The sequence below is a fragment of the Pseudaminobacter soli (ex Li et al. 2025) genome, from assembly GCF_029892515.1.
Lineage (GTDB): Bacteria > Pseudomonadota > Alphaproteobacteria > Rhizobiales > Rhizobiaceae > Pseudaminobacter > Pseudaminobacter soli_A.
Window position 1 is genome coordinate 1,619,179 of record NZ_JARXVF010000001.1, and the last position, 11,839, is coordinate 1,631,017.

13 protein-coding genes are annotated in these 11,839 nt (G+C 60.7%); 3 read left to right on the forward strand and 10 right to left on the reverse strand.

The annotated features are described in order from the left end of the window. Nucleotides 1-2: 2 nt before the first annotated feature. The 10 genes from M2281_RS07750 to M2281_RS07795 form a co-directional block, all read right to left on the reverse strand. Entirely contained in the window at nt 3-992 is a 990-nt protein-coding gene (locus tag M2281_RS07750) for a type II secretion system F family protein (RefSeq protein WP_280820482.1), read from the reverse strand. A gap of 4 nt (nt 993-996) precedes the next feature. Next, complete coding sequence (locus M2281_RS07755; protein WP_280820483.1) at nt 997-2,010, reverse strand: type II secretion system F family protein; 1,014 nt, start codon at nt 2,008-2,010, stop codon at nt 997-999. Nucleotides 2,011-2,020: 10 nt separating this feature from the next. Beyond that, complete coding sequence (locus tag M2281_RS07760; RefSeq protein WP_280820484.1) at nt 2,021-3,493, reverse strand: CpaF family protein; 1,473 nt, start codon at nt 3,491-3,493, stop codon at nt 2,021-2,023. Between the two features lie 29 nt (nt 3,494-3,522). After that, a complete protein-coding gene (locus tag M2281_RS07765; protein WP_280820485.1) occupies nt 3,523-4,800 on the reverse strand; it encodes an AAA family ATPase in 1,278 nt (425 codons plus the stop codon). A gap of 26 nt (nt 4,801-4,826) precedes the next feature. Further along, complete coding sequence (locus tag M2281_RS07770; protein WP_280820486.1) at nt 4,827-5,513, reverse strand: CpaD family pilus assembly protein; 687 nt, start codon at nt 5,511-5,513, stop codon at nt 4,827-4,829. A gap of 14 nt (nt 5,514-5,527) precedes the next feature. After that, nucleotides 5,528-7,123, reverse strand: a complete 1,596-nt coding sequence (locus tag M2281_RS07775; protein WP_280820487.1) for a type II and III secretion system protein family protein — start codon at nt 7,121-7,123, stop codon at nt 5,528-5,530. Then, nucleotides 7,120-7,935: a Flp pilus assembly protein CpaB gene (cpaB, locus tag M2281_RS07780; protein WP_280820488.1), complete on the reverse strand. Its 816-nt coding sequence runs from the start codon at nt 7,933-7,935 to the stop codon at nt 7,120-7,122. Before cpaB ends, M2281_RS07775 begins: the two co-directional genes overlap by 4 nt. 258 nt (nt 7,936-8,193) lie before the next feature. After that, nucleotides 8,194-8,715 (reverse strand): A24 family peptidase, encoded by a 522-nt coding sequence (locus M2281_RS07785; protein ID WP_280820489.1) that lies wholly within the window; start codon nt 8,713-8,715, stop codon nt 8,194-8,196. A 170-nt stretch (nt 8,716-8,885) separates the two neighbouring features. After that, entirely contained in the window at nt 8,886-9,062 is a 177-nt protein-coding gene (locus M2281_RS07790) for a Flp family type IVb pilin (protein ID WP_280820490.1), read from the reverse strand. 409 nt (nt 9,063-9,471) lie between these two features. Beyond that, nucleotides 9,472-9,648, reverse strand: a complete 177-nt coding sequence (locus tag M2281_RS07795) for a Flp family type IVb pilin (protein WP_280820491.1) — start codon at nt 9,646-9,648, stop codon at nt 9,472-9,474. Between the two features lie 302 nt (nt 9,649-9,950). On the opposite strand from M2281_RS07795, the gene M2281_RS07800 reads away from it, so the two are divergent. The 3 genes from M2281_RS07800 to M2281_RS07810 all read left to right on the forward strand — a co-directional run bounded on the left by M2281_RS07800 (nt 9,951) and on the right by M2281_RS07810 (nt 11,790). Next, complete coding sequence (locus M2281_RS07800; protein ID WP_280820492.1) at nt 9,951-10,385, forward strand: pilus assembly protein N-terminal domain-containing protein; 435 nt, start codon at nt 9,951-9,953, stop codon at nt 10,383-10,385. A gap of 136 nt (nt 10,386-10,521) precedes the next feature. After that, nucleotides 10,522-11,115 carry a TadE/TadG family type IV pilus assembly protein gene (locus tag M2281_RS07805; protein ID WP_280820493.1) on the forward strand — a complete coding sequence of 198 codons (594 nt, stop codon included), beginning with the start codon at nt 10,522-10,524 and terminating at the stop codon, nt 11,113-11,115. Between the two features lie 63 nt (nt 11,116-11,178). After that, the gene (locus tag M2281_RS07810; RefSeq protein WP_280820494.1) at nt 11,179-11,790 is read left to right on the forward strand and encodes a TadE/TadG family type IV pilus assembly protein; all 612 of its coding nucleotides are present in this window, start codon (nt 11,179-11,181) and stop codon (nt 11,788-11,790) included. Nucleotides 11,791-11,839: the final 49 nt, after the last annotated feature.

The window sequence follows — 11,839 nt, forward strand, 5'->3', positions numbered from 1 at the left end:
CCCTAGAAAACCCCGCGCTGGCTGATCTGCATGCCAGCGGGGCCGAGAATGACCGCGAACAGGACCGGCAGGAAGAACAGGATCATCGGCACGGTGAGCTTCGGCGGCAGCGCAGCGGCCTTCTTCTCGGCGGCATTCATGCGCATCTCACGGCTTTCATTCGACAGAATCCGCAATGCCTGCGCAATCGGCGTGCCGTAGCGCTCGGCCTGGATCAGCGCCTGCGATATAGCCTTCACCGATTCGAGCCCGGTACGGGCCGACAAGTTTTCATAGGCCTGCCGGCGCTCCTGCAGATAGGAAAGCTCGGCATTGGTCAGGATGAGCTCTTCGGCGAGCGCCACCGACTGGGTGCCGATTTCGTCGGCGACCTTGCGTATCGCCGCCTCGATCGACATGCCCGATTCCACGCAGATCAGCATCAGGTCGAGCGCATCCGGCCAGGCCTGCTGGATCGACTGCTTGCGCTTGGAGGCCCGGTTGTTGACGTACACGACCGGTGCATAAAAGCCCAGATACGCCGCCACGATGCAGACGCACACTTTCATGATGAGCGGCTGTTCCGGCAGGCCGTCCAGGAAGAGGACATAGATGCCAGCGAGCACAAAGCCGACGAACGGCAGAACCAGACGGAAGAACAGGAACTTGGTCAGCGGGTTCTGACCGCGAAGGCCGGCCACCTTGAGCTTGTTCAGCGTGCCCTCGTCGACGAGCGCGCGTCTGAGGTCCAGCCGCTCGACGATGCGGTGCATGCCGGCCGACTTCTCTTCGCGCAGCCCCTTTCTTCGCCGATCCGCCTCAGCGGCCAGCCGCGCGCGCTGCTTGGCGCGCAGTTCCTCGCGCTCCAGCGCCACCGCTTTCATCCGCGACCTCAACGCATTGCCACCAAGTGCCGGCAGCGCGGTGAATATCGTGGCAAAGACCGCAATGCCTACGAGCAGCGCTATCAGGAACGAGGGGTCCGTGACGGACTTCACGACTTGGTCGGTCATGTCACTAAACCTCGAAGTTGATCATCTGCCGCATGACGAAAAGGCCGATCGACATCCAGATGGCGGAAATGCCGAGAATGAGATGGCCGGTGCTCGTCGTGAAGAGCGGCATGATATAGGCGGGGCTGGAGACGTAGACGAGGAAGGCGACGATGAAGGGCAGCGCCCCGATGATCGCCGCCGATGCCTTGGCTTCCATCGAGAGAGCCTGGACCTTGGCCTTCATTTTCTTACGGTCGCGCAGCACGCGCGAGAGATTGCCCAAAGCCTCCGACAGATTGCCGCCGGCCTGACTCTGGATCTGGATGACGATCCCGAAGAAATTCGCCTCGGGGCAAGGCATGGTCTCCCCCATGCGCATTGCTGCGTCCGGGATCGAGAGGCCAACCTGCTGGGCTTCTACGATGCGGCGGAACTCGGTCCGCACCGGCTCCGGAGCTTCATTGGCTATGAGCCGCACGCCGTCGTTCAGCGGCAGGCCCGACTTTACCGCGCGAACGATGATGTCGAGCGCATTGGGAAACTCGTTGAGGAACGCCTTTACGCGGCGCGCGCGCTTGAAGGAGACGAACCAGCGCGGCAAGCCGATCGTGCCTGCTGCCAATGCGCCCGGCAAAATCAAAAGAGGCGCGCCGGCCAGGAACACCAGGAAGGTGACAACCAAACCGCAGATCACCGAGTACATGTAGAAGCGTTCCACGGACACCTGCATGCCCGCCTGGCGAATCTGGATCCGCAGTGGCGGCTTCTTGGTGACCCGATCCTTGGCCTTCTGCTTCTCGTCGAGCTCCTTCAGCGTGTCCTGGATGGTCTTGCGGCGCTTTGTGATTTCGTTGGCTCGGTCGCGCGCGGCCTTCACCACCGAGCGATCGGTCTCCGCAGCCTTGACTTGCTCAAGACGGCGTCCCGCCTTCTTCTCGTTTTCAAGGGACTTGAACAGGAAGGCATAGGCCACAGCCCCGGCGCTGAAGCCGGCTAAAACGATGAAAGCCAATACTGTCAGGTCGATACCGAACATCTCCGGTCTCTCACTCCGCCCGCTTTTCCATGGCCTCAAGCGCGTTCGCCAGGCGCTGCTCCTCGCCGAAATAACGCGCGCGATCCCAGAAGTGCGGGCGCCCGATTCCGGTCGAGGCATGCTCGCCGACCAGCCGGCCGGAGGCGTCCTCGCCCTTGATGTTGTAGAGAACGAGGTCCTGCGTGATGATGACGTCGCCTTCCATGCCGATCACCTCGGTGATGTGCGTGATGCGGCGCGAGCCGTCGCGCAGACGCGCGGCCTGGATGATGACATCCACCGAGCCGACGACGATTTCGCGCACCGTCTTCTGAGGCAGCGAGTAGCCTCCCATCGCGATCATGGATTCTATGCGGTTGAGGCATTCGCGCGGGCTGTTCGAGTGGATGGTGCCCATCGAGCCATCGTGGCCGGTGTTCATGGCCTGCAAAAGGTCGAAGACCTCCGGTCCGCGCACCTCGCCGACGATGATGCGTTCGGGACGCATGCGCAGGCAGTTCTTGACCAGATCGCGCATGGTCACCTCGCCCTCGCCTTCGAGGTTGGGCGGACGGGTTTCGAGGCGCACCACATGCGGCTGCTGCAGCTGGAGCTCGGCCGAGTCTTCGCAGGTGATGACGCGCTCGTCGCGGTCGACATAGTTGGTCAGGCAGTTGAGCAGCGTGGTCTTGCCCGAGCCGGTACCGCCGGAAATGATGACGTTGCAGCGGACACGGCCGATGATCTTCAGCACTTCGGCGCCCTCGGGCGAGATCGCCCCGAAGCGTACCAGCTGATCGAGCGTCAGCTTGTCCTTCTTGAACTTACGGATCGTGAGCGCGGTGCCATCGATCGCCAGCGGCGGGGCGATGACGTTGACGCGGCTGCCGTCGGGCAGGCGCGCGTCGCAGATCGGCGAGGATTCGTCGACGCGGCGGCCGACCTGGCTGACGATGCGCTGGCAGATGTTCAGGAGCTGCTGGTTGTCGCGGAAGCGGATGCCGGTCAGCTCGACCTTGCCGTTGACTTCGATGAAGACCTGCTTGGCGCCGTTGACCATGATGTCGGCGATGTCGTCGCGGGCCAGCAGCGGCTCGAGCGGACCATAGCCAAGCACGTCGTTGCAAATGTCCTCGAGCAGCTCTTCCTGCTCAGAGATCGACATCGCGAAGTTCTTGATCGCGATGATGTCGTTGACGATGTCGCGGATTTCCTCGCGCGCGCTCTCGGGGTCGAGCTTGGCGAGCTGCGACAGGTCGATCGTGTCGATCAGCGCTGAGAAGACCTGGGACTTGGTGTCGTAGTAGGTTTCGCTGCGCTCGCGCTGTACCGCCGCCTTGCGCGGCTCCGGCGCCAGCGACGGGGCCTCCACGGCGCGGCGTGGCGCGGTAGCCGCGGCTGCGATTCGCGTTTCCACAACGGGCTGAACCGTCGCTGCCGGAGCGGGCGCGCGGAATTCGGGCTGCGCCCTGCTTCCGTCACTGGTACCTCTTCGACCAAACATGTTCGATTACCCGTCCTTTGGTCCCGCGATCACTTCTTCAGCTTCAATCTGTCGAGCAGGCTGCCGAAGCCGGCCTTCTTCTTGCTCTTAAGCTCGCTGCGGCCGGTCAGCACGTGCGAGATTTCGCTGATGGTCTGCACGATGGGATTCTTGGCATCCATCTCGCCCAGCATGCGGCCGTTATTGGCCGCATTGCCGAACAGCTGCGGCTCGAAGGGAATGACAGCCATCGGCGTCACCCCGAGCGGCTCGGCGAAATCGGCGGCCGAGATCTCCGGCCGCTTCGGCACGCCGACCTGATTGAGGATCAGCTTGGGCGCCGCATCGTTCGGGCGCAACTTGGCCAGCATGTCGATGAGATTCTTGGTGTTGCGCAGATTGGCCAGTTCCGGCGTGGCGGTGATGACGATCTCGTCCGCCTTCATCAACGTGTTCTTCGACCAGCCGCTCCAGATGTGCGGCACGTCGAGCACCAGAAGCGGGGCGCTGCGCTGCGCTGTATCGATAAGCTGGCTGAAAGCTTCCGAGTCGAAATCGTAGACGCGGTCGAGGGTCGACGGCGCCGCCAGCAGCGAAAGGCGCTCCGCGCACTGGGCGAGCAACCGGTCGAGATAGACTTCGTCGATGCGCTCGGGCGAAAACACCGCTTCGGCGATGCCCTGCGCCGGATCCTGGTCGAAATTGATGTTTGCAGTGCCGAAGGCGAGATCGAGATCGGCAACCATCACCTCGGAACTGAACAGCGTCGACATGCTCCAGGCGACGTTGTGGGCGATCGTCGAAGAACCCACGCCGCCCTTCGCACCGATGAAAGCAATGGAACGGCCGATCGGCTCGGCATCGGGGTCGACGAAGATGGAGGTAATGACGCTGACGACGTCCACCATCGAGATCGGGGCTACGACATATTCCGAAATGCCGGAACGGATGAGCTCCCGGTAAAGGCCGACGTCGTTGTAGTGGCCGATGATCACCACTTTGGTGCTGGGATCGCAGACCTCGGAAAGCTCGCGCAGCGACGCGAGCAAGGCCTTGGGTTCGCTGCGCGATTCCAGGATGACAAGATTGGGCGTCGGCGCCGAGTGATAAAACTCGATCGCGGTGGGCACGCCCCCCATGTGCACCTTGAGATGCGCCTTGGCCATGCGGCGGTCCTCGCCAGCACGCTCGATGGGGCCTGCGACGCTCTCGGTCTCGCAGAAAGCCTGGATCGAGATGCGCGGCACGGGCCGCAACGCGCTCATGGCAGCCACATCCTGCGTCGAGGCGGCGCTTTCCAGGTCGGGGTCGTATGCCAGGTTTTCCATGGTCATATGTTCCGGGCAGAGATTGATCAGTAGTCGACTTCGCGCTGCGGCACGGGGCTGTAGAACGGCACCTTGCGGTAGCCGTCGATGACAGCCTCACGCCGCTGGGCGTCGATCTCGGATGGCTGGCGCGGCCCCAGAAGATCTGCTGGGTTAGCGACCTGGGCCGCGAGGTTGTTCTGATAGGAACAGCCGAAATTGCTGTAGTGCCTGTTCTGTGTAGTGTCCCCAAGGTCCTCGGGCCAGCGACCGCACCGATCGGTATAGGCGCGCATCTTGGGGTAGCTCACGCGTATCGGCGCAGCCACGTCCACGACCGGCGGCTGATAGGGCGCAATGATGATCCGGCCAGCCGGAACACCGCGCGCCCTCGCGAGAGCCGCGAATTCGCGGCCGGCCTCTGACGCAGCAATCGAATTCGGGGCACCGGCGGGGATAAGGATGGTGAGCGGCGGGGCAGCGCTGCGATCATAATCCGCAAGGAAGCCCTTTAGCGCCACCCGCTGGATCTGGGTCATGCCGCGATCGCTGATGGCGACGGGAAGATCGATCGCCTGCACTCTTTCGCCGACGACGATCGGATGATTGGTCCGATAGTCGTCCGGGATCGCTCCCACGGTGATGCTGTCGTGCGCGCAGCCGGCCAGCAGAACGGCCAGCAAGGCTGCTGCGACGGGTGCGGCGACTTTGAAGCCAAACCTTGCCTGAGACATGTCAGGTTCCTCGATCACTTGTAGATGTAGCCGACGACGCCGTGATACCGGCCGTTCGGTAGGTTGGTCTGCATCGTCCCGTAGACGCGATTGATCCTGCCCAGGAACATTCCGGCCCCGTCGCTCGCGGCATTGAAATTGTCGTCCGGCTTCGCCAGCTCGTTGCGCGCGACAGGCTTGGCCAGGTAGGGCGTGATGATCACGACCAGCTCGGTTTCGTTGCGCACGAAGTCGCGGCTGCGGAAGAGCGTGCCGAGCACCGGAATCTTGGCCAGACCCGGCAGGCCGTTCATCACCTGCTTGACATCGTCGCGGACAAGGCCGGCGATCATCATCGAGCCGCCCGACGGCAGCTCAACGGTCGTGTCGGCCAGGCGCTTGCGAATGGAGATCATATTGGCGCCCAGGAAGCCGAACCTGTTCTTGGTGGGAACCAGACCCTCGAGTTGAACCGAGCCTTCATTGGTCGGTTCAGAAACCGAGGTGCGCACCTTCAGGCTAATGCGGCCGGGGGACAGGACCACCGGTTGGAATTCGAGGCCGATGCCATATTCGACCTTGTCGATCTTGTAGGTCGTATCGCCGGTCTTGTTGTCGTCCGAAACCGCGCTCGTTCGCCCGGTGACCAGATTGAATTCGCCACCGACCTTGAAGGTCGCCTTTTCACCGGAAACGGCGGTTAGCGTCGGCTCGGCGAGCGTCTTCATGACGCCGGCCTGTTCCATGGCATTGACGTAGGCGCTCAACGTCGAGGAATTGACGGCCAGACCCGACGCCGAAAGCGGCTTGCCCAGGCCGAACGAGTTTTCGACGATGCCGCCCCAAGTGATGCCGTCCGAGTTGCCCGCCGCGAACATATTCACGCCGAGCTGCTTCATGACGTTGCGGCTGACTTCGGCGACCGTGACCTTCAGGGTCACCTGATCTTCGCCGATGATCTGCAGAAGATTGACGATCTTGCTGACGCGACGCTCGTAATCGGGATTGTTGATGTCGACGCCGCCATTGGCGGACCCGCCGGCCGCCGTCTGCGAATACTGACCAGTGGTCGCTTCACCGCCGCTGACGAAGACATTGGCCAAGTCGACAGCGCGCTTGGCGTCGAGCGGCGTCTCCACCGAGCCGGTCAGCACGACGTTGTCGTTGATGAGCTCGACCTTGACGTTGGAACTGGGGATGAAGCGCTTGATGTAATCCTCCAGCCCCGCGACGTCGCGCTCGACGGCGAGGTCGAGGCTGACGATCTGCTCGCCATTGGGACCGAAGACAAAGATGTTGGTCTGGCCGACCGATTTGCCGAACAGATAGATGCGCCGCGCCGTGCGCGTGACGGCATCGGCAACCGCCGGATTGGCGACGAGAATGTCATAGGCGTCGGCAGGCAGGTCGATGACGATCGACTTGTTGAGGCCGAGCTTGATCCGCTGCCCGGCGCTCGTCGAAGAGCCAATATGGGCCGTACCGGCCGCCTCTGCCCCGGCGACGAGGCTGGCATTCGGACCGACTCCCGCAAATATCACGGCAACGCCGGTCGCAAGGGTGGTGAACATCCCGGCAAGGCTGCGGCCGGCGGCCACTCCGGTAACCGGCTTTTTCACGATCAGCCTCATTTCTTCGACCCCACTTCCGTCACCTCACCGGACTTGATCAGGCGCACCAGTCCGCGCCTGCCGGCGCCGGAGACGAGATAATCGGCCTCGTCCGTGGCTGCTTCCTGCGCGTCGGCAACCGAACGCAGGGAAAGCGACAGCCGATCGGCCATCTGTTGCGCAACGGTGATGATTTCCGCCTGCTGCGGCGTCAGCTCGAGCGTCGCCGTTTCGCCGACCTTGACGCGACGCCCCTCCTCGTCCTCCTGGATGGCCTGGTCGATCGCCAGAACCTTGATGTTCTTGAGGACGGTATCGGTGATGTAGCCGCTGTTGGGGATTTCGCCATCCACGCGCCGCGTCATGATCACGTCGACATAGTCGTTCGGAAGGATGAACCCGCCAGCCGAGGTGTCGGCCGCAATGCGCGTTGCGATGGCGCGCTTGCCGCTCGGCAGGATGGACGACATGAAGCTCTGCCCGTCGCCAACCAGCTTGGAGCGACGCAGCGGCTCGCCGGAATACATCGCCATGCGGGCGATCGATGTCTTCAGCTTGTCGAGCGCGTCCGGCTCGGCGGAGCGCGTTATGAAATTGGCGTTGACGGCATCGGACGGCCATGACTGCCAGCCGATATGGCCGTCCACCGAAGCGCCCATGGGCACATCGCCGGTAAGGATCAGAACGTCGGAAAGCCGAATTGCCGGCTCCTGGGGGCCTGCCGCGGCAACCGTCTCCGACGGCGTAACCGTCGCCATGTTCTTGGCGACGTACCCCGCACCACCAGCCGCAGCAACAGCCACGCTCAGAATAATCAATCGGGATGCTGCCATTTGCCCGAACCCTCGCCTTCGCAACCCCTTTGAGCCAAGGCAGACAATGCAGACCCAATCGTCAACTTATGGTTAACGAAGCCCTTACGGTCGTGATTAATTTAAAGTTTACAATTGACTGCCGCGCCGCCTTGCGTCTTTGGGCATAAAACGTGCCCAGGACTCGAAGCTTTTTTCGGGATGGAAGAGAAAAAGCCAACGGGTCGTCCAGTGCCTGGCTAGCAATGCAGCCAAGTAAACCAGAGCAACTCTTAATCGTTATTTTGCGGCAAGCTGCTCGATTGCCCAGACCATCAGCGGCGATTCCGGATAGGCGATCAGCCCGCCGATACCGAGCGCGATCCCATAGGGAACACCGACAGTCTTGTCGGCAAAATTGCGCAGGAACATGTTCCTGCCGGTGAACATGGCGACAACTGAGCCGCGGTAGCTCAGTATGCCGAGTGTCAGCACGCCGCCGAGGAAAGCCGAGACCACCAGATATTCGAGCAAATGAGTTCCGAAGCCCATCCAAACTGCGGTCGCCGCCAAGAGCTTTGCATCGCCGCCGCCCATGCCTCCCAATGCAAAAAGGGTAAAGGTGACGGCAAGAACCAGCGCGCCACCAGCAAAGTGCAGTCCGTAAGCGGACCAATCCATACCCGTCAGAGGCGCCACGACCGCGAAGGTGCCGAGCAGCAAGAGGGATACCCGGTTTGCGATGGTCATGGACAGCAAATCGGATATCGCTGCGAAAAGCATGCAGAACGGAAATACCACAAAGATCAGCGCAACAAGCATGGCGTCACGGATGTCCGGATGTTGAAGGCCTGTAGTATGGAAGCTTCGTCTTAAGGATTGATGAGTCCGCCTCAGTGTGCGGTATGCCTTCGGCCAAGCTTCCACATCCCGGAAATGAAAAAAAGGGCCGCCAAAAGCGACCCTTTTCGACGATTTGGGTGAGGCTTCGGTTACTTGCCGGCGCCGTCTACCGCCGTCGAGATGTCAGTGAACTTGTTGTTCAGGCTCTTGCCCACCAGGCCAGCGCCGCCGATGATGACAACTGCGATGAGGGCGGCGATCAGACCGTATTCGATAGCGGTCGCGCCGGATTCGTCTTTTGCAAAACGTGCGAAGATATTGGCCATTCTAGAGCTCCTACTCCACGTGTTAACAGCACTTCCGTCAATTCTTCTGGTGCATTGATCGGATGCCCCATACTAAAGAACGGCTCTTTCAATCGGCTTAATAAACAGCCTTATCAAAACCTTTTCATGCGCGCTTTGCGATGGCCATGGACAACAAGGATAGGGCTGCGAAAAGCAAACAGCGTACAGAACGGGAAGCACACGAATATCAGCGAAACAATCACGGCGCCGGTGTTGAATTTTCAGCCACCCGCAGGATGGAAAATTCTTATTAAATATTTATGAGTCCGCTCAGGCGCCGCTGACGCCGCTGTGCGATCGTGTGTAACGGAAGACGTATCTAGAACCTGGAAATGAAAAAAGGGCCGCCAAGTGCGACCCTTTTTCGACGATTTGGGTGAGGCTTCGGTTACTTGCCGGCGCCGTCGACCGCCGTGGAGATAGCAGTGAACTTGTTGTTCAGGCTCTTGCCGACCATGCCGGCTCCGGCGATGATGACAACTGCGATGAGGGCGGCGATCAGACCGTATTCGATGGCGGTCGCGCCGGATTCGTCTTTTGCAAAACGTGCGAAGATGTTGGCCATTTCAGAGCTCCTTGCTCGACGTGTTAACAGCACTTCCGTCAACATTTCTGGTGCATTGATCGGATGCCCTCACACTAGTGAACGGCTCTTTCGATCGGCTTAACGAACAGCCTTACCAAAAGCTTTCTGCTTGCCATCAAAACTTGTGGTTAACCGGGCGGTAAAAGTGTTCGGCAAAATCGGACTTTCCGAAGCTTGAATTTTCTTCTTCTTTTCGCACCCTGGGCACAGACCGCGCTTAACGCTTGGTTCACCAATGATGTTCATAGTCCGTTGAAGACTTATTCCGGGCGGAGCGCCGCATGACCAGGCTGAACTTTTCCACTTGCCTTGCCGCGCTGGCTATCGGCCTTGCTGCCGCGGCCCTTCCTACGACATCCGCGATCGCCGGGGCCGGAATAGACGTGGTGATGAACCAGGCCAAGATCATCCGCCTGGCGCGCCCCGCCGATACCATCGTTGTAGGCAATCCGCTGATCGCCGATGCGACCGTTCAGGATGCGACGACCATTGTACTGACCGGCAAGGGCTTCGGAGTGACCAACATCGTGGCACTCGACAAGGAAGGCGCCCCGATTGTCGACGAACAGGTGACGGTCGCACGCGATTCCGCTTCTTCCGTTCGCATCTACAGGCGCGCCGAGGTCCAGACGATGTCGTGCACGCCTTATTGCGAAAGCTCCTACAAGAACGAGGCTGAACGCGTATCCGAAGCCGAGATGAACACGAGCCGCTAATTATCTGAGCGCAGCAGCGACAGTTACCGGCCGGTAAATGCAGGCAGCGAAATTCTAGCGCCCCTCCAAACCGAGCTTCAATAAGTTTGCGCTAAATTTCTCGCGAAACTCAGTCTGGTATCGGCAGGAAGCGGCCATGAGCGTCGAGTTGAGCGCAAGAAAGTCTGTCAAACGCGGGCGGCGAGGCCTCTTCGGCCTTTTCCTACGCGACGCGAGCGGCGCCACGGCGATCGAATTTGCGATGCTTGCCATCCCCTTCGCGCTGCTGACCTTCGCGATTCTGGAAAGCTGCATCTCCTTTACCGCACAACAGGTAGTGTCAGGTGCCGCGGACGACGTCGCCCGGCAATTCCGCACGGGTCAGCTCAGGCCTGACCCGAACAACCAGGCTGCTGTGGCCGCCAAGGTCAAAACGATGATCTGCAGCCGCCTGGAGGTACTGGTTTCGAAGGGTTGCCCGGATCTCTTCATCGACCTGCAGCAGTTCGCCAACTACCCCGACGCGCTCAATATCAAGACCAAGCTGACGGGGACTGGACCCAATCGTGACCTCGACACAACCGGTTTTGCCATCAACCCGGGTCTGGCGAAGAGCAAGAACATATTGCGGGTCTACTACAAGTGGCCCGTGATTACCGATTTCATGCGGGCATCCATTTCGAACATCAAAGGCGGCAAGATCCTGCTGGCCGCAACGGCCATCTGGCAGAACGAGCCGTTCGAGAATTGACGCGAAAAGCCGGGCTGAAGGCAGGATAGGGCAAAGCAACATGTCGTTCGTGCGGGGGCACATATGACACGGATGGATTTGACGAGACTTTGGAGTGGCCTATTCCGGCTGCGGGCAGACCGTCGCGGCATTGCGGCGGTTGAGTTCGCGCTCATCGCGCCGCTGCTGCTGTGCGTATATTTTGTCAGCATGGAACTCTCGCTTGGCCTTGAGACCAGCAAAAAGGTCAACCGCATCGGCAGCATGGTCGCCGACCTTGTGACTCAGCAGCCGGGAAAGATCGCCAAGGCAGATGTCGAGGCCATGATGCAGCTCGGCCAGGCGATTCTCCAGCCCTACAATCGTTCAACCCCGACGATCATCGTGTCGGAGGTTCAGATCACCAACGAAGCCACTCCCAAGGTGCTGGTTGTCTGGTCGAGACAGATCGCAAATGGCGTCTACAGCACGCCTTATGTGGCCCAGTCGCCGACCACCATACCCGACCAGCTCAAGATCAAGGGCACCTACCTCATCCGCGTCACGAGCACCCTCAACTACAAGCCGCTCATTACCTGGGACGCATCACAAAAGAAGACGCTAGGCCTGCTCTCGGCCTTTGACAGCATCTCGATGGGCGGGACTTACTATCTGCGCCCGCGCATGAGTGCCGACGTATCCTGCAGCGACTGCTGATCCGGGCGTTTCACCACCGGATCGACCGTTTCGGGAGATTGATCGCTTT

Coding starts and splice junctions, on each gene's coding strand:
- M2281_RS07750 (WP_280820482.1), bottom strand. CDS start 992: ATGACCGACCAAGTCGTGAAGTCCGTCACGGACCCCTCGTTCCTGATA.
- M2281_RS07755 (WP_280820483.1), bottom strand. CDS start 2,010: ATGTTCGGTATCGACCTGACAGTATTGGCTTTCATCGTTTTAGCCGGC.
- M2281_RS07760 (WP_280820484.1), bottom strand. CDS start 3,493: ATGTTTGGTCGAAGAGGTACCAGTGACGGAAGCAGGGCGCAGCCCGAA.
- M2281_RS07765 (WP_280820485.1), bottom strand. CDS start 4,800: ATGGAAAACCTGGCATACGACCCCGACCTGGAAAGCGCCGCCTCGACG.
- M2281_RS07770 (WP_280820486.1), bottom strand. CDS start 5,513: ATGTCTCAGGCAAGGTTTGGCTTCAAAGTCGCCGCACCCGTCGCAGCA.
- M2281_RS07775 (WP_280820487.1), bottom strand. CDS start 7,123: ATGAGGCTGATCGTGAAAAAGCCGGTTACCGGAGTGGCCGCCGGCCGC.
- cpaB (WP_280820488.1), bottom strand. CDS start 7,935: ATGGCAGCATCCCGATTGATTATTCTGAGCGTGGCTGTTGCTGCGGCT.
- M2281_RS07785 (WP_280820489.1), bottom strand. CDS start 8,715: ATGCTTGTTGCGCTGATCTTTGTGGTATTTCCGTTCTGCATGCTTTTC.
- M2281_RS07790 (WP_280820490.1), bottom strand. CDS start 9,062: ATGGCCAATATCTTCGCACGTTTTGCAAAAGACGAATCCGGCGCGACC.
- M2281_RS07795 (WP_280820491.1), bottom strand. CDS start 9,648: ATGGCCAACATCTTCGCACGTTTTGCAAAAGACGAATCCGGCGCGACC.
- M2281_RS07800 (WP_280820492.1), top strand. CDS start 9,951: ATGACCAGGCTGAACTTTTCCACTTGCCTTGCCGCGCTGGCTATCGGC.
- M2281_RS07805 (WP_280820493.1), top strand. CDS start 10,522: ATGAGCGTCGAGTTGAGCGCAAGAAAGTCTGTCAAACGCGGGCGGCGA.
- M2281_RS07810 (WP_280820494.1), top strand. CDS start 11,179: ATGACACGGATGGATTTGACGAGACTTTGGAGTGGCCTATTCCGGCTG.